The sequence below is a fragment of the Candidatus Pelagibacter sp. HIMB1521 genome (assembly GCF_052047875.1).
Classification (GTDB): Bacteria; Pseudomonadota; Alphaproteobacteria; order Pelagibacterales; family Pelagibacteraceae; genus Pelagibacter.
On record NZ_JBNAIZ010000005.1, the window covers coordinates 28,867 to 45,509 of the forward strand.

Consider the following 16,643-nt stretch of genomic DNA (forward strand, 5'->3'; position numbering starts at 1 on the left):
TTAATTACTTTTCAATTTCAAAATTACTGCTGGTAAAAAAGTTGCAACAACAAATGATAAAAATAATAAAGATTGTGCAACAAATGGTGAAAATAGATCTTTAGACATCAATCCCCCAACTAATAAACTCTTAGAAAAATCTGGATAAGGAAACATTAAAAATCCACCAATTAAACCTATGATAATTGAAACATAAGCAGTTTTTTCATTTACCTTGTTGTAAAAGCTGTAAAAGACTGTGAACACAAATGCACAACAAAATAAATCTGCAAGTAAAAATAAATACAAAATATCAAATCCTTTTGATGCAACACCAAATGCAATCAATGATAAAAATACGATAAAGTATTTAGAAATTTTTAAATAATCTGTTTTTTTATCTAAATTAAAAGTTGCCTTACCATCAACAACAAACAAACTTGATATCGCATTAACCAATGTATCAACTGTTGAAATTGTTAAAGCTAATCCAAGAATAATAATAATTAAGGAAAGCATTTCGGTTTGTTCTTTTAACAATAAAGTAAAAAATCCTAAATCAGCTCTTGCTGAAGGATCAATAGAAAATGAAACCATTCCAATAAAGCCCATTAAAAAAACTATCGGTACAATTACAAAAAACGAAATGATTAATGCTGATTTTAAAGTGTTGTAATCTTTAGCAGCATAAACCCTTTGCCAATTTCCTTGGTGAAATAAATTTGTAGCAGCAACAGCTATAAAAAAAGTTAACCCAGCTGTATAACTTGGAATATAGGATGAACTTAACAATTGCGGATTTTTTTCTTTAATTAGTGCAAAAGAAAAATTATCTCCTGTTGATGAACTGATAATTAAAATTAGAATTAATAAAAGAAAGCCAATTACTATCATTTGAATATTATCAGTAAAAATAGAAGCCCTTAGACCGCCATAAAGCGTATACGTTAAAGTCGCTAAAAGTACTATTAATGCTGTGATCCAAAGATCTGTACCTGATAAATAATTTATCAAAACTGCAACAGCTGTCACCTCTGCACAAAGAAAAATAAACATGTAAAAAATTGTCATTAACAAAATCAGTTTAAACAAACTTTTTCCAAATTTTTTTCTCATAAACTCAATTAGAGAAGAACCTTTTGGAAACTCAGATCTAATTTTTCTTCCAAAATAAATTAAGAAAATCATGGGAAAAGCTGTACCAAGAGCATAACCAATAACAGCCCCTATTCCACCCCATGTAGCAGCAGCAACAGGGCCAAATAAAATCCATGCTCCTAAAGCAGACGCAACAAGACTGGTCGTTAATGAAAATAATTCTATATTTCTATTTGCTGTTAAATAGTTACTTATTCCTTGGAATTTTTTAGAATGATAAATTCCTAAAACAGCAAATACCAAACTAATTACAATTACTAATGTTAATGATGATGATTGACTTAAAAAGTATGTGTTATCCATTTTATCCCTTTCTGAATTACCGGACAGGTTCGTAGGGTTTAATCTCAGTCTGTTAAGACACCCCTTTGTTTTAAATATATATTTAATTTTATGTTTTTAAACTAAAATATTAAGTTATATTAAGAGTTATGAACTACAAAGCATCACCAAAAAGATATTCCAACATGAAATATAGAAGATGTGGGAAGAGTGGTGTTGATCTACCTTTGATAAGCCTTGGTCTTTGGCATAATTTTGGTGGTAAACAACTTACATCTGAAGCAAAGAAGATGTTGTTTTATTCTTTTGATTCAGGGATTACTCATTTTGATTTAGCAAATAATTATGGTCCACCAGCAGGTAGTGCAGAGGCTAATTTTGGAAAAATTTTAAGTAAAGAATTTAAAAGATATAGAGATGAATTAATTATCTCATCTAAAGCAGGTTATGATATGTGGGAAGGACCTTACGGTGAATGGGGTTCTAAAAAATATATCATTGCAAGCTGTGATCAAAGTTTAAAGAGAATGGGTTTAGATTATGTGGATATATTTTATTCACATAGATTTGATCCAAATACACCATTAGAAGAAACAGCAGATGCTTTAGAGCTTATTTATAGATCTGGTAAAGCACTTTATATTGGTATTTCTTCTTATTCTTCAAAGAAAACAATTGAGATGTTTAATATTTTAAAGAAAAGAAACATTAAAATATTTATCCATCAACCCTCTTACTCTTTAATCAATAGATGGTTTGAAAAAGACTTGGATAAAAATTTAATTAAATTAGGAATTGGAACTATTGCTTTTTCACCATTAGCACAAGGAATGCTGTCAGATAAATATTTAAAAGGTATACCAAAAGCATCAAGAGCAAGTGATCCAAAATCTGCATTAGATAAAAGTTTCATAACTAAAAGAAACATAAAGATAATTTCAGATTTAAATCAAATTGCTAAAAAAAGAGGTCAAACATTATCGCAAATGGCTTTGGCTTGGGTGTTAAATAATAAAGCGGTAACTACAGCTTTAATCGGTGCGAGTAGTGTAAAACAAATAAAAGAAAATATTGAAAGTTTAAACAATTTAAATTTTTCTAAATCTGAGCTTAAAGAAATAAATAAAAAAGCTAAAGAAGGAAATATTAATAAGTGGGCAAGATCTAGTTCTTATTAAAAGAAGTGTTTTTCAATTAAATAATGAAGAGTAAAAATAATTAAAGAAGCACAAATAATTAGAAATACTCTTTCTTGATTACTCATTATTGTTGACCTTTATGATTCATTATTTCGATCATACACTGAGTAGCATACTCTCTCCACTCTGTAGAATTCTTGTTTTTTAAGCTATTTAAATGATCTCTGTTACTTTGAATATCGTCTTTATGTTTTAGATAATCAGCCCCATTTAGATTTGCTTCCATAGAAGAAAGGTTGGTTTCCATTGCTTTTATCCATTCTTTTCCAAGCTCAACACATTTTTGGTCATCTTTTTCATCACAGATTTGTTTGAAAAAATTAAAAATAACATCATCAGTATTAACTGAAGTGTTCATGTCTTATTGCTCAATACAGGTTCCGATTGAGTCTGGACCACATGTCTTACCATTAGTCCAAGTAGCACCAATCAGATTTGCATTTTCAAAATTTGCATTAGTAATGTTTGCAGATGTAAAATTTGCTTCCATCAAATTTGCATTTTGAAAATTAGCTTCTATTAGAGTTGCCCCCATGAAATCAACTCTAGTTAAGTTTGCATTAGTAAAATTTGTTTTTTCAAAATTTCCACCAATACTAATTGTTTCATAAAGATTAGCTCTAACAAATGTTGATTCTGGAAAAGTTCCAAAAGATAAATTTGAATTCATCATAATGCTTTTATCTAAATTTACTTGCACAAAACTTGCAAAAGATAAATTTGAGTTAGGTAGATAACTACCTTGTAGATCCTGTGCATCTGAAAATCTGCATTTAGAATAATCTACACCATCTGTTAATGGATCATCGCATGCAGCATTTGAATTTGAAACAAAAAAGAAGCTAAAGAATATTAAAAGAAGTATTTTTTTCATAATTAAAATTAACAAATAAAATATGTCAAAACAATGAAGGTTTATGCCTTTAAAAATAATTTAACATTATAAATTAATGTATTTTTGAAGTATAAAAATCAACCTATGAAAGAATATAACATTGCTTCAATAGCAGGAGATGGGATAGGAAAAGAAGTAGTCCCTGAAGGCTTAAAAGTACTAAAAGACGCTGCTGAAAAACATCAATTTAAAATAAATTTTACAGAATATGATTTTGCTTCATGTGATTATTATGAAAAACATGGAAAAATGCTTCCAGATGATTGGAAGGAAAAATTAGGAAAACATGATGCAATATTCTTTGGCGCAGTTGGAATGCCAGATCAAGTTCCAGATCATATATCGTTATGGGGATCCTTACTTCAGTTTAGAAGAGAATTTGATCAATATATAAATCTTAGACCGGTAAAATTGTTTCCTGGAATTAATCCTCCGTTAGCAAATAAAAAACCAGGTGACATTGATATGCTAATTGTTAGAGAAAATACTGAAGGTGAATACTCTTCTGTTGGTGGAAGAATGTTTAAAAATACTGATAGAGAAATAGCTATTCAGGAAACTATCATGTCTGCCCATGGAATAGATAGAGTTCAAAAATTTGCTTTTGAATTAGCAAAACAAAGAAAAAGAAAAAAATTAACGAATGCAACAAAATCAAATGGTATTTCAATTACAATGCCGTTTTGGGATGAACGTTTTAATGCAATGAAAGAAAATTATCCTGATATTGAAACAGATCAATATCATATTGATATTTTGGTTGCTAGATTTGTACTAAATCCAGAATGGTTTGATGTTGTTGTTGCATCTAATTTATTTGGAGACATTCTTTCTGATTTAGGACCTGCTTGCACTGGAACTATTGGAATTGCTCCATCTGGTAATATTAATCCTGAAAATAAATTTCCATCTTTATTTGAACCAGTTCATGGTTCAGCACCTGATATTGCGGGAAAAGGTATTGCTAATCCTGTAGGACAAATTTGGTCAGGAGCAATGATGTTAGATTATTTGGGAGAAAAAGAAGCATCTAATTCAATTGTTGAGGCTATTGAAAAATCTTTAAGTCAAAAAGAAAATAGAACTAAAGACTTAGGTGGAGAAGCTGATACCTTAAAATGTTCTAGTTCAATATTGGCTAATCTTTAAATCTTAACCTTCTTACCAGTTTTTGCACTTTTGGTTATTGCTGCAAAAATTTTTAAAGAAATTAAACCGTCATTGCCATTTACTTTTGGCTTAACTTTTTTAGATACCACATCAGCAAAATGATCAATTTGGTTTACTAAAGTACTGTCGTCTTTTTTATTTTTATCTTCATTAACAAAGATCTTATTCCACCAACTTCGCTCATTTTTATAAAACCAATATTTTAAATTAGGAAATTGCAATGATCCCTTAGTACCACCGATCATATATGCGGATTGATTAGTTATAGGATAGGCTGGGTTTTCCCCTGCAGTTAACTCATAACTCCATGGAGCAACAATTGTATCTGATAAATTTAATGTACAAAGTGCACCTGAATTAAAAATTAAGCTAATTGTTGCTGTATCTTCAACTGCAAATTTTCTAGTTTTATTGGTTGTAAATGCTTGAACGTATTTAATAGATCCAAGTAGGTAGCAAATCATATCGATATCATGGACTAAATTAATTCCTAAAGGCCCTCCACCTTTACTAATTCTCCATTTTTCTTTGTAATAAGCTTTGTGTTTATATAACCAACACAATACATTTGCTGAAACGATGTTTCCTAATTTACCTTTATCGATTAACTCTTTTACCTTTGATACAATAGAGTTATGTCTTCTATGATAACCTATCAGTAACGGTGTTTTATTTTTATTAGCACTACTAATAATTTTTTTAGCTGAATTAATGTTATCTGAAATAGGTTTTTCTAATAATACCGGAATTTTTTTCTTTAAAAAACTGACTGTATGCTTTTCATGAAGTTGATTTGGAGTAGCTACAATTACTGCATCCAAATTCTTTGAATTTAAAAGTTCGTCTACATTTGAAAATAATGGGATTTTATAAGTTTTTGATAAATTTTTAGCATTCATAGTAATATCTACTATTGAATGAAGGTTTGCTTTTTTAGATTTTGAAATTGCCTTTATATGTTGCAACCCCATTAAGCCTGTTCCAACAATGGATATATTTATTTTTTTATTCATTTTACAAAATATTTATTTTTGTAAAGTACCTATAAAGTTTTTTAGGTTTAATTAAAGTACTTGGAAAATTTTTATTGTTTGGTGCATCTGGGTAGTGTTGCGTTTCTAAACAAACCCCCTGGTAAGGAGCAAGTTTATTTTTATACCTCAAACCTTGACTGGTATAGAGCTGTACACCAGGAAGATTTGAATAAAAGTCTAATTGAATATTAGTTTTTTTATTTTTTAGAGAGGCTAAATAATTTTTAGAATTTTTTTTAATACAATATGTTAAATCAAATCCCAATTGATTGATTGTATTAGATACTCTCTTTATTTTTTTGTTTTTAATAATGTCTATTTTTTTTCCAATATTTTGAAACTTATTAAAATCATTAATAGTATTTTTAACTTTTTTAATTTTACCAGTTGGGATTAATTTATTAGTTACTTCAAGATATTTTTCAGAGTTAATTTTTAAATCATGATTAAAAATTGTCTCTTTTTTACTCTTATTCAAGTTCCAATAACTATGATTGGTTAAACTCACATGGGTTAATTCGCTTGATTTATATTGATATTTTATAAATAAACTTTTGTTTTTGATTTCAAAAATACACTCTGAATTTAGATCTCCTGGAAAACCTTGGTCTAAATTTTTAGATAATAATTTATAAATAATTTTATTTTTTGAATGATGTTTTATTTTCCATTCTAATCTATCAAATCCTATTTTTCCTCCATGGAGTGTATTTCTTCCTTCGTTGCCATCAAGTTTATAAATCTTATTTTTAATCTTAAATTTTGAATTTGAAATTCTGCCCGCGTACCTGCCGCAAGTAGCACCTACATAAAAATTCTTACTGCTATAATTTTTTGTAGGACCTAGATTTAAGATTAAGTTAATTCTCCTTTTCTTGTCATAAACCTCGTACAAACAAGCGCCAATATTAATTGACTTAACTCTTAAATATTTATTTTCTATCGTTGAACTTTGTACTTGCACAAAGTCTCTTATAGCCAACCTTTATCAACGATGTAAGATTGATTTGTGCAACCAGAAGACTGTTCTGATGAAAAAAATAATACTGTTTGAGCAAGCTCATGAGGCATTAGTTTCTCTTTTAAACATTGGTTTTTCATCAAATCTTTTTCAGATTCTTCGTTTAACCACATATCAATTTGTCTTTGTGTTAAGACCCACCCTGGAACTACTGAGTTAACTCTAATATTAAATTCTCCTAAATCTCTAGCGAATGACCTTGTTAAGCCAACTACTCCAGATTTCGCTGCTGTATAAGCTGCCATACCACCTTGTCCAACCATCCAAGATGCTGAACCCATATTAACAATTACACCACCTTTATTTTCAATCATTGATTTTTTAACTGACTGTACTGTGAAAAAATAATGTCTTAAGTTTACATTTATTCTCTCATTCCAATATTCTTCTGTAACATCATCAATTTTATGTCTTGTGTCATTAGCAGCGTTATTGATTAAAATATCAATTGGACCTTTTTGATCTATGATGTCTGCAATTGTCTTTTGAAGTTGTTTTATGTTTAATAAATCACATTCAATAAAAGTTGGTATTGAATATTTTTTATTTTTTATACTTTCAATTAATTTTTCAGATTCTGATACATTAATGTCTATAAAGTAAACTTCTGAACCTTGTTCACAAAAATGTTCAACAATTGAAGCTCCAATTCCTGATCCTCCGCCAGTGATAAATACTCTTTTATTTTCTAAATCGTAATATTTTACTTTCATTTTCTTAATCCTCCACTAGTTACAAAAATCTCTATCAGCATTATTTATATTTTTTTAATCAATTTTCTTAATGCTGTTTTTATTATTTTTACTAGTTATAGAGTATTTAAATTAAAAATATATATTTTATTTAGCTTTATAACCTAAACCAATATTATTTATTTTTTTACTTGCATCCATTATTTTTGGATATTCATAATTTAATCCTAAAAGCTGTCGCACTTTTGGATTTGAATTATTTTTGAAGTCTTCCGATAAATAAGTAACTAAATCTTCAACTGGTTTTATATACTTTGGAAGAAACTCTATCAGTAATGCTGCTCTTTGGTGATCTGATTTATTTGGTGATGCTCCATGCCAACAGTTACCATTAAAAAAAACTAAATCTCCAGGATTAGCAATCATTTGTTGTTTGTTTGAAAAGTCATCATTTTCATTTGGATAGTGTAGTTTCTTTTGTGATCCTGGTATGAAAGCCGTTGCTCCTGATTGTTCTGAGCAGATATCTAAAGGTATAGTAGCCTGACAGTTTTGTGCAAATGAACTATTAAGACCCATTGGAAAAGTCTCACTATTATAAAAATCCCAATACGGATAATCGATATGTAGTTCTTGACCTATTGATCCTGGTAGCAATCTACTTGCGCAGTATGATCCACAAAAAAACTCTGAACCTAAAAGTTTAGACATTAAGCTAAAAATAATGTCATTTGTTATTAATTTACTAAAAACCTCTCCTTTACCAAATAAATTCCATATTCTTTGCTGTAGTTTAATTTTATCAGACGCCTCAGCCTCGGCGTTAAAGTGGGTTTCTTTTTGCTCTTGTGTATCTGCAAAATGATTAACAATCTCTCTTGCTTCTTTGATATCGTTTAAATTATATACGTTTTCAACAACAATAACTCCAGATTCATGCATTAATTCATTTATTGCTTCGGTAATATTAAAAGTATTTCTTGAGAATTTACGCATCAATAAATTTTAAGTGAAAAAAAATTAAAAAAAAATAAAAAAAATTATAACTCTAATTCTTTAGCTAGATCACCAATTTTAGCACCACCTGCCATCAATCTTTTAACTTCTTCATTACCTAGTTCTGAAGACAATCCTGAACCAATTACTTCTCCTAAACTTAAAAAAGTAAATCGATCAGCTATAAGACGTGCATGAATTTCATTGTGGGTGATAAGTATAATTGCAATATTTCCTAAATTTTGAACTTTTTTAATTGTCTTTAAAACTTCCATTTGTTGCTTTTGACCTAATGCTGATGTGGGTTCGTCTAATATTAATATCTTCGCACCAAAATAAATTGCCCTTGCAATAGCCAAAGTTTGTCTTTGTCCTCCTGACATTGTTCCAACTGGTTGATTAGGGTTTGCAATGTTAATTCCAATTTTAGACATTTCCTCTATTGTTATTCTGTCCATCTCATCCATTTGCATTAAACCAAATCCACTAGGTCCTTTTATTATTTCACGTCCAAGAAAAAAATTTCTTGTTACTGAAGTTAGAGCGTTAAGTGCTAAATCTTGATAAACTGTTCCAATTCCTGCATCAGATGCTTGTCGTGGTGTAGTAAAGTTAACATTTTCTCCATCTACTTTTATTTCTCCACTTGTCATAGGATGAACACCTGATAACACTTTGATCAAAGTTGATTTTCCAGCACCATTATCACCTAACAATGCGTGAACTTCACCTGGATAAACATCTAATGAAACACCATTTAAAGCAGTAAATGCTCCAAATTTTTTTACTAAATTTTTTATTTCAATTAATGGTTTTTTATCCATTAGATATTTCCCATAATTCGTTTTCGTATATTTTCATTGGTAAAGGCAGCAGTAACAAGTACTGCTCCAAGGAACACTCTGTAGAACGATCCATCAATTCCAGGAATATAAAAGAAAGCTTCTTTTGCAATTCCAAAAATAATTGTTCCTAGAATTATTCCACCTATAGTTCCAAAACCTCCAGTTAAAACAACACCACCAATAACCGCTGCAGCAATTGCTTCTAACTCTTTTAAATTACCTTTAGCTGTATCTGCAGTATTAACTTCAAATACCTGACAAGCCGCAAACATAGTTGCGCAGAATGCTGTGAACATAAATAATGAAATTTTAACTTTATTCGTTGGCACACCATTAGCTTTTGCGGCATTAAGATTTCCACCAGTTGAATAAATCCAGTTACCTGCTTGAGTTTTACTTAAAATTAAATAACAAATAAATGCAATCAGTCCCCAAATCATCAAACAAGAATACATTCCTTTAGCAAAAATGTTTCCGAAGTTATTTACGTTCCAATCTACCGTATAATATAGCCAGTTAAATACTGGTTCCATAATATCGCCACCAAAGAAATTAGCTACAGGTCTTGCAGTAACTATCGTGTCGATGTATGCTTTTGCTATATCGATATCAGTTACCGCTTTTGCTGCAACTTCGGGAACATTAACACCAGCTTCAATTTTCTTTGTCAAAATTTCAACCATTGAGTCATTGCCAGATTTTTTTGCCCCAGCTAATGATTTTTCTAAGGTTGCAATCATCTTTTCAGCATTCATAGCAGTTTTATAAGCTGCAACTTTTTCGTTAATATATGTTAATCGTTCAGTTAATTTTGCAACCGTGCTAGCTGGCACAGTGCTAAGAATTTCTAATAATTGGTCATTTGGTAAAGATTTAGCGGCATCTCTCTCCATTTCTCCATGACCTGGGACATTTATAATGTTTTTGATATCAGGTAAATCTGTAACAGTTGTTGATCCAGCAGTTTGATCAGGAGCTTTGTTAAATGCTCTGTATGATACCTCAGTTAAACCTCTTAAGAAGAAAAGTCCACCTAGTGTAACAATGAAAGAAGATATTCCACTCTTAACAATTATCCATCCTTGTATCCATCCAAAAGATAATGTCATACATAATGTAATTAATATTGCTAATAATGGAGATACATCTTGAATTTTAAATAATGTAAATCCTTCAAAATGAAAACCACCTTCAAAAGATATATAAGGGATAACAACAGCAAAACCCCATTTAAGTATCATTGCCATACAACCACCGGCAAAACCGATCATTGAACCAACAGAAAGATCAAATTCACCTGCAATGATTAACATTCCAGCAGCAAGAGCAACTATCCCTAATTGAGCAATTACCCTAAAATTATTTCTAATTCCTAAAGCGTTAAATCCTTCACCAGAGAAAGGGTTAAGAGAAAATTGTCCTTCTGGAATAGAAAAGTATCCCAACATACAAAAAAGTAAAACCATAACTCCAAAAGGTCCAACTTCTGGTCGAGACATAAATGCAGAGTACCATTTTTTTTCACCTTGTCGGTCTGACTCTTGTCTTGGTTTTTTTGTTGTTGAAGTATTCATTAATTAAAGACTTATTAATTTTGTTAAAAAAAAAGGGCCGATTGAATAATCGACCCTTTAAATTATTACAGACTATCTATCAATACCTGCTAAAGCAGCAACTGAAGAAGCGTTAGACTTGTCAACGAAGCCAGGTCCTGATGGGATGTTAGCTCCTGGTAAAAGTCCAGCACTGTTGTTGTACAAGTGTAATACGATGATTGGCATATAACCTTGTAATCTTTGTTGTTGATCGATAGTGAAAGCAACTCTTCCAGATCCGATTAAATCCATAACTGCAGGACTTAAGTCGAAGCAAGAGTGGTGTACTGTCATACCTAGATCAGCTAAAGCTTTATCAACAGCTTCACACACGTGTGGTCCTACTGAAAGGATCGCATCGATATCGCTGTTAGCTTGTAAAGCAGCAGTTGCTCTAGTTTGAATAGTTGCAGGGTCAGATGTAGTATCAGTCATTTGCATAGGAACAGCAGAACCGTAACCTTCACATCTGTCTACAAGAGCTGTGTTGTATGCTTCTTGAATCATACAAAGTGCTTTAGAAGCACCTTCAGCTTTTGCTCTTTCACCAGCTTTTTGTCCAGCAAGTAATTCAGGCTGACCAACGTGCATTAAAGCACCTAGGCTAGCAGATGACTCTAAACCAGAGTTCATTGTAATTACTGGAACACCAGCAGCAACAGCAGCTTTAATAGCTGGGCCTAATGCATCTGGATCTGGTAAAGAAATTACCATACCATCTGGTTGAGTAGCTGCAGCAGCTTGAATTGAGCTTGCCATATCAGCCATATCAGCAGAAGGGTTGTAGATATATTCGAAGTCAGCACCGATTGCTCTAGCTGCATCTTCACCACCTTTTTGAACTACAGGCCAAAAAGGATCTTTTCCTTCACCATGAGTAATCATGACATATCTTTCAGCGAACGCAGAAGTTGCAAATAATGCAAGAGCTGCAATCGAAAGTATAAGTTTTTTCATTATTTCTCCCTTTTTTTATGTTTTTAAATTAATTTAAAAAATGAAATATACCCACTTTGAGTAAAGATCATAACAAAAAATATAGATACAACTTTTAATTGAAATTTTTTTTTTAAATTTTTTTCGCTTCTTTGCTTGTCTTTAAATTTTAGAATTTTTCTAAATTTAAATTTAAAACTAATATGTCGCGCTTCTTCCTAATCTTGCAGCACCTCTAACGCCACTCGCATCGCCATATCTTGGTTTTAAAAAAACACCTTCGTATTCTCTGCCAATTACAAATTTTCGCACCAGTGAATCTATTTCATGTAAGAAATCAATTTCGTTTGAAACTCCTCCTCCAAATATAAAAGCATCAGGATCCAATATATTTATTATACTCGAAAGTGACATTGCTAAATTTACTTTAAAATCGTCTATAAATTTTTCAGCATCTAAATCATGTTTTCTATTTAATTCAAAAATCTCGTTTGTTTTCAAATTTTTTCCATAAAGTTTTTTAAATCTTTTAGCTAAGCCTAAGCCAGATAAAAAACTTTCAATCTCTGCTTCTCTAGGGTTACTTGAATCGAAATTTTCCTTTTTTGCAGCAAAGTAAGGAATTTGATTATGACCCCACTCTCCGGCAACACCATTTGGACCACTTACTATTTTTTTATCAATTACCAAACCACCTCCAACTCCAGAACCTAAAATAATTCCATAAACAATTTTATAATGTTTCCCTGCTCCATCTATGGCTTCTGATAAAGCAAAACAATTTGCATCATTTTCACAAAATACTTCTTTACCCAATGCCTTACGCAAATCATTTTGAAAAGGTTTTTTTTCTAACCAGCTGATGTTGGGAACGTTTTTAACCAACCCTGTTTGAGGAGAGTGAACTCCAGGATGACAAACACCGATTGGAAGTTCTTGTTTAAACTCTTCTTCTAATTTTTTGTGAATATCTTTTATTGCAGTAATAATTTGAGTATAGTTTTTTGGACATGCTATTCTAGATCTATGTTTTTCTTGTCCATCTTTTTCGAGTACAACACTCTCTATCTTTGTTGCACCAACGTCTATACCTACTTGCATAATTATTAGTAAGTTGCTCTACCACCGCTTAGATCGAACACTGCAGCTGTTGAGAAAGAGTTTTCTTCGCTTGATAACCAAGCAACTAAGGAAGCCAATTCCTCTACTTTAGCAAATTTATTTCTTGGTATTTTTGAAAGCATATAATTTATATGCTCCTCAGTCATTTGATCAAAAATTCTAGTTTTTGCAGCAGCCGGAGTAACACAATTTACTGCAATGTTTTTTTGTGCAAGTTCTTTACCTAAAGATTTAGTTAATCCTATCACTCCTGCTTTTGAAGTACTGTAAGCACTTGCATTTGGATTTCCTTCTTTACCTGCAATAGAGGCAATATTAACAATTCTTCCATAATCATTCTTTGTCATAAATGGAACAACTGCTTTGCAACAATAAAAGACTGCATTTAAGTTAAGATTAATAACTTTGTTCCACTCTTCTATTGGATACTCTGCAACAGTAGTGTTCATGCCTGCTACACCTGCATTATTAATAAAGATATCGATCTTACCATGAGATTTTTCAACTTCAGACAATTTTGAATTAATTGTTTCATAGTTGCTCACATCAACTATTTGATAAGTTAAATTTTCTGAATTTACTTTTTCTAATGCTTTTTTAGCTTCACCTTCATCGATATCCCAAATTACTACTTTAGCACCAGACTCGATAAATCTTTCAGTGATAGCTAATCCAAACCCTTGGGCTCCACCAGTTACAATTGCCACTCTGTTATTTAAATCAAATTTAATCATAGTTTATTTTTTAATTTTTCTAGATCTTATTAATGGAAAAGCTAGAGCAATTAAAGATAAAATAAAGAATGTTAAAGCTATTGGTCTTGTAAAAAACATCAACCAATTTCCGTCAAATATAACTAGAGATTGTCTCAAAGTACCTTCAACTAATTCACCTAAAATTAAACCAATTATAACAGGGACAACTGAGAAACCATATCTTCTCATGAAGAAACCAAGCACTCCAAAAAATAACATGATCCAAACATCAATTATAGATTGATTTAATGAATAGGTTCCACAAACTGAAACTGCAAAAATCATCGGCCATAGAATTTTATTAGGCACCAATGTTATTCTTGCAAAAATTTTTGCACCGAAAAAACCAAATATAAAGAACAAAACATTAGCAATTAACATTGCACCAAAAATTCCATATAAAAAATCAGGTTGTTCTTTAAATAAATCTGGACCAGGTCTAACACCATGTATAATTAATCCAGTTAAGATAACAGCTGTTGTTGCACTTCCAGGAATTCCAAGAGCAAGTGTTGGAACCATCGCACCACCTGTCGCTGCATTATTTGCAGCTTCTGCACCTGCAATACCTTCAATAGAACCTTTTCCAAATTCCTCTGGGTTTTTTGAAAATCTTTTTGCTTCTGAATATCCAATTAAAGAAGCAACTGTTCCTCCTTCTGCAGGCAGCACTCCAATAAATGAACCAATACCACTAGATCTTAAAATTGTTTTCCAAGTTTTTTTGTAATCATCTTTACTTGGAAGCTTGATTGCTTTTAAGGCTATTCTGTTAAATACTTGATTAATTAAAGTTGACTGAGTTAACATCTCACTCATTGCAAATAATCCAACAACAACAGGAATAAAACCAATTCCTTCTGTTAATTCATTAATTCCAAAAGTAAATCGATCAATTGATGTCATAAAATCTTTACCAACTGTTGAAATCAAAATTCCAAATGCACCTGCAATCAAATTCTTAATTGGACTACCCTCTCCAATTGATGCAAGCATCGTTAAACCAAAGATCGCTAAAGCAAAATATTCTGGCTGACCAAATTCATATGCAAGCTGCGCTAATATAGGTGCAAAAAAGACAAGTATTACAACACTAAAAATACCACCAACTGTACTTGATACAGTAGCCATTCCTAGAGCTCTTCCTGCCTCTCCTTTTTGTGCCAAAGGATAACCATCTAAACAAGTTGCTGCAGCAGCTGGTGTTCCTGGTGTATTAATTAGAACTGCAGTTATCGCACCACCATAAGTACCTGCACAATAAATAGAAGTTAACAATACAATTGCTGACAATGGATCAAGTGTCATTGTAAAAGGTAAAATTAATGCACCGCCAGTTGTAGGACCTAAACCAGGTAACACACCTAAAATTAATCCAAACAAAGTTCCAAAAAATAAAACCAATAATAGCTTTGAGCTAAATAATGGAGCCATCATCAATAATAAATTATCCATCTAGCTATAATAAATGTTAGTTATAATTCCAGGTGGAAATCTTAGACCTAAAATTGTTTCAAAAAAAATAAAGACAATCACAGGAAATATAATTCCAACAAGTAATAAATAGAATATTCTTTTCTCACCCCAGTAATAAGAAACAAAAATAGATAAAACTGAAATTGCCAAGAAGAAATCTAAAGTTTTTGAGATGATTAAAAAAATTACAAAACTTGAAAGTGTTAAATAGAATGATTTTGGTAATTTTTTTTGAACCTTCCAAGGATTTTTTGTTGCTAAATAATAAATCAATAAAGTCATTACTATTATTAAAACCAAAAGTGCCTTTGGAAATGTTGCAGGCTGTATTCCTCTATTTAAAATAGGAGGAACAATATCAAAAGTAAAAGTAGTGATTAATAATGCTACAGAAATAAAAATAATTACAAAAGAGACTTTAAACTCATCTCTAAAAAAAAAGGGCAAACTTTTGTTTGCCCTTTTTTGTTTTTGTACATTTTTCATATTCAAATGTACTTTTAATTAGATTAGTTAATGTAACCTAAAGCTTTTAGCTGAGCAGTCATTTCAGCAAGCATTTCTTCCATTTGCTTACCCCACTCGTCAGCACCAACTACACTAGTGTCATCAAGACCAATTTCAGTTAAGAAATTTTTGTAATAGTTGTGGCTCATAGCTTTCATCATTCCAGCTTCTAACTGTTTTACTCTGTCTGCTGGAGCACCTTTTTTAGTTACGAAACCTCTAACAGTGGATAAAGAAACAGGAATTCCTAATTCTTTAGCTGTTGGAGAGTCACCAATTTTAGCCATTCTATTATTTGCTAAAACAACTGATACACAAAGTTTACCTTCGTTGATTTCAGTTAATGCTTCACCTAAGTTTAAAACACCTACATCGATATCACCTTTGATTAGGTTAGTTTTAATTGGCGCTACACCTTTGTAAGCAACAATAGTTGGATCTGTTAATCCACCTTTTTTAGTAAATGCAATTGCACTAACATCATCAATACCACCAGTGTGTGTTGTTCCATATTTTAGTGATTTTGATTTTTGCGCGCTAATGAATTTTTTAGCATCTTTAATTTCATTGTTACAGTTAACAACAAATAATTGAGGATCGTCTGTACCTCTTGCTAAAGGCTGCATATCGCTTAATTTTACTTTAGTTTTTCCTAAAGCCATTGATACTGCGTGACCAGTAGTCCAAGTTAAAGTGTGGTTACCATCTGCAGGTAAAGACATCATGTAATCCATAGATGCTGCTCCACCACCACCTTTTTTGTTAACTAACTGCATATCTTGTTTAAGAACTCTTCTCGCTCTTAATAACATCATTCTAGTAGTAACGTCAGTTCCACCACCAAAACCAGCGTGAGTAATTGCTTGTATTGGATGTCCATCAGCTTTTGCTGAAGTGATCATTAATGGAAGAGCTACAACAAAAAATTCAGTTACTAAAAAAGCAGCTGCTAAAAATAGTTTAAAGCTTTTTTTCATTATT

Annotated in this window: 17 protein-coding genes; 2 read left to right on the forward strand and 15 right to left on the reverse strand. The window is 31.3% G+C overall.

Annotated elements, in window-relative coordinates:
• Positions 1-1,440, reverse strand: a complete 1,440-nt coding sequence (locus tag ACTTA5_RS02635) for a sodium:solute symporter family transporter (protein ID WP_440647692.1) — start codon at positions 1,438-1,440, stop codon at positions 1-3.
• 128 nt (positions 1,441-1,568) lie between these two features.
• Between ACTTA5_RS02635 and mgrA the strand changes: the two genes are divergently transcribed.
• A complete protein-coding gene (gene mgrA, locus ACTTA5_RS02640; RefSeq protein ID WP_440647694.1) occupies positions 1,569-2,597 on the forward strand; it encodes an L-glyceraldehyde 3-phosphate reductase in 1,029 nt (342 codons plus the stop codon).
• An 85-nt stretch (positions 2,598-2,682) separates the two neighbouring features.
• Here mgrA and ACTTA5_RS02645 read toward each other — a convergent pair whose 3' ends face one another.
• Both ACTTA5_RS02645 and ACTTA5_RS02650 read right to left on the reverse strand, forming a co-directional pair.
• Complete coding sequence (locus ACTTA5_RS02645; protein WP_262589440.1) at positions 2,683-2,976, reverse strand: hypothetical protein; 294 nt, start codon at positions 2,974-2,976, stop codon at positions 2,683-2,685.
• A 3-nt stretch (positions 2,977-2,979) separates the two neighbouring features.
• Positions 2,980-3,492, reverse strand: a complete 513-nt coding sequence (locus ACTTA5_RS02650) for a pentapeptide repeat-containing protein (RefSeq protein ID WP_262589441.1) — start codon at positions 3,490-3,492, stop codon at positions 2,980-2,982.
• Positions 3,493-3,597: 105 nt separating this feature from the next.
• On the opposite strand from ACTTA5_RS02650, the gene ACTTA5_RS02655 reads away from it, so the two are divergent.
• The gene (locus ACTTA5_RS02655; protein ID WP_440647696.1) at positions 3,598-4,662 is read left to right on the forward strand and encodes a tartrate dehydrogenase; all 1,065 of its coding nucleotides are present in this window, start codon (positions 3,598-3,600) and stop codon (positions 4,660-4,662) included.
• On the opposite strand, the gene ACTTA5_RS02660 is transcribed toward ACTTA5_RS02655, so the two are convergent.
• From ACTTA5_RS02660 to ACTTA5_RS02715, 12 genes are all read right to left on the reverse strand, one after another.
• Positions 4,659-5,696 carry a Gfo/Idh/MocA family protein gene (locus ACTTA5_RS02660; protein WP_440647698.1) on the reverse strand — a complete coding sequence of 346 codons (1,038 nt, stop codon included), beginning with the start codon at positions 5,694-5,696 and terminating at the stop codon, positions 4,659-4,661. The genes ACTTA5_RS02655 and ACTTA5_RS02660 overlap by 4 nt on opposite strands.
• 1 nt (position 5,697) lies before the next feature.
• Positions 5,698-6,681, reverse strand: a complete 984-nt coding sequence (locus tag ACTTA5_RS02665; protein ID WP_440647700.1) for an aldose epimerase family protein — start codon at positions 6,679-6,681, stop codon at positions 5,698-5,700.
• An 8-nt stretch (positions 6,682-6,689) separates the two neighbouring features.
• A complete protein-coding gene (locus ACTTA5_RS02670) occupies positions 6,690-7,451 on the reverse strand; it encodes an SDR family NAD(P)-dependent oxidoreductase (RefSeq protein ID WP_440647702.1) in 762 nt (253 codons plus the stop codon).
• A gap of 126 nt (positions 7,452-7,577) precedes the next feature.
• Positions 7,578-8,426 (reverse strand): phytanoyl-CoA dioxygenase family protein, encoded by an 849-nt coding sequence (locus ACTTA5_RS02675; protein ID WP_440647704.1) that lies wholly within the window; start codon positions 8,424-8,426, stop codon positions 7,578-7,580.
• A 44-nt stretch (positions 8,427-8,470) separates the two neighbouring features.
• Positions 8,471-9,250, reverse strand: coding sequence for an ATP-binding cassette domain-containing protein (locus tag ACTTA5_RS02680; protein WP_440647706.1), 780 nt, complete (start codon positions 9,248-9,250; stop codon positions 8,471-8,473).
• Positions 9,250-10,845 (reverse strand): ABC transporter permease, encoded by a 1,596-nt coding sequence (locus ACTTA5_RS02685; RefSeq protein ID WP_440618598.1) that lies wholly within the window; start codon positions 10,843-10,845, stop codon positions 9,250-9,252. Before ACTTA5_RS02685 ends, ACTTA5_RS02680 begins: the two co-directional genes overlap by 1 nt.
• Positions 10,846-10,917: 72 nt before the next feature.
• Positions 10,918-11,823 carry a sugar ABC transporter substrate-binding protein gene (locus ACTTA5_RS02690; RefSeq protein WP_262589451.1) on the reverse strand — a complete coding sequence of 302 codons (906 nt, stop codon included), beginning with the start codon at positions 11,821-11,823 and terminating at the stop codon, positions 10,918-10,920.
• Positions 11,824-12,000: 177 nt separating this feature from the next.
• Complete coding sequence (locus ACTTA5_RS02695) at positions 12,001-12,903, reverse strand: ROK family protein (protein WP_440647707.1); 903 nt, start codon at positions 12,901-12,903, stop codon at positions 12,001-12,003.
• 5 nt (positions 12,904-12,908) lie between these two features.
• The gene (locus tag ACTTA5_RS02700; protein ID WP_440647709.1) at positions 12,909-13,658 is read right to left on the reverse strand and encodes an SDR family NAD(P)-dependent oxidoreductase; all 750 of its coding nucleotides are present in this window, start codon (positions 13,656-13,658) and stop codon (positions 12,909-12,911) included.
• A gap of 3 nt (positions 13,659-13,661) precedes the next feature.
• Positions 13,662-15,134, reverse strand: a complete 1,473-nt coding sequence (locus ACTTA5_RS02705; RefSeq protein WP_440647711.1) for a tripartite tricarboxylate transporter permease — start codon at positions 15,132-15,134, stop codon at positions 13,662-13,664.
• Positions 15,135-15,641, reverse strand: a complete 507-nt coding sequence (locus tag ACTTA5_RS02710; protein WP_440647713.1) for a tripartite tricarboxylate transporter TctB family protein — start codon at positions 15,639-15,641, stop codon at positions 15,135-15,137.
• A gap of 23 nt (positions 15,642-15,664) precedes the next feature.
• A complete protein-coding gene (locus tag ACTTA5_RS02715; RefSeq protein ID WP_440647715.1) occupies positions 15,665-16,639 on the reverse strand; it encodes a Bug family tripartite tricarboxylate transporter substrate binding protein in 975 nt (324 codons plus the stop codon).
• Positions 16,640-16,643: the final 4 nt, after the last annotated feature.

Excerpts from the sequence above, each read along its gene's own strand:
- ACTTA5_RS02705 (WP_440647711.1), bottom strand. The coding sequence starts at position 15,134 with ATGGATAATTTATTATTGATGATGGCTCCATTATTTAGCTCAAAGCTA.
- ACTTA5_RS02660 (WP_440647698.1), bottom strand. The coding sequence starts at position 5,696 with ATGAATAAAAAAATAAATATATCCATTGTTGGAACAGGCTTAATGGGG.
- ACTTA5_RS02715 (WP_440647715.1), bottom strand. The coding sequence starts at position 16,639 with ATGAAAAAAAGCTTTAAACTATTTTTAGCAGCTGCTTTTTTAGTAACT.
- mgrA (WP_440647694.1), top strand. The coding sequence starts at position 1,569 with ATGAACTACAAAGCATCACCAAAAAGATATTCCAACATGAAATATAGA.
- ACTTA5_RS02690 (WP_262589451.1), bottom strand. The coding sequence starts at position 11,823 with ATGAAAAAACTTATACTTTCGATTGCAGCTCTTGCATTATTTGCAACT.
- ACTTA5_RS02700 (WP_440647709.1), bottom strand. The coding sequence starts at position 13,658 with ATGATTAAATTTGATTTAAATAACAGAGTGGCAATTGTAACTGGTGGA.
- ACTTA5_RS02710 (WP_440647713.1), bottom strand. The coding sequence starts at position 15,641 with ATGAAAAATGTACAAAAACAAAAAAGGGCAAACAAAAGTTTGCCCTTT.
- ACTTA5_RS02695 (WP_440647707.1), bottom strand. The coding sequence starts at position 12,903 with ATGCAAGTAGGTATAGACGTTGGTGCAACAAAGATAGAGAGTGTTGTA.
- ACTTA5_RS02650 (WP_262589441.1), bottom strand. The coding sequence starts at position 3,492 with ATGAAAAAAATACTTCTTTTAATATTCTTTAGCTTCTTTTTTGTTTCA.
- ACTTA5_RS02685 (WP_440618598.1), bottom strand. The coding sequence starts at position 10,845 with ATGAATACTTCAACAACAAAAAAACCAAGACAAGAGTCAGACCGACAA.
- ACTTA5_RS02655 (WP_440647696.1), top strand. The coding sequence starts at position 3,598 with ATGAAAGAATATAACATTGCTTCAATAGCAGGAGATGGGATAGGAAAA.
- ACTTA5_RS02645 (WP_262589440.1), bottom strand. The coding sequence starts at position 2,976 with ATGAACACTTCAGTTAATACTGATGATGTTATTTTTAATTTTTTCAAA.
- ACTTA5_RS02670 (WP_440647702.1), bottom strand. The coding sequence starts at position 7,451 with ATGAAAGTAAAATATTACGATTTAGAAAATAAAAGAGTATTTATCACT.
- ACTTA5_RS02675 (WP_440647704.1), bottom strand. The coding sequence starts at position 8,426 with ATGCGTAAATTCTCAAGAAATACTTTTAATATTACCGAAGCAATAAAT.
- ACTTA5_RS02635 (WP_440647692.1), bottom strand. The coding sequence starts at position 1,440 with ATGGATAACACATACTTTTTAAGTCAATCATCATCATTAACATTAGTA.
- ACTTA5_RS02680 (WP_440647706.1), bottom strand. The coding sequence starts at position 9,250 with ATGGATAAAAAACCATTAATTGAAATAAAAAATTTAGTAAAAAAATTT.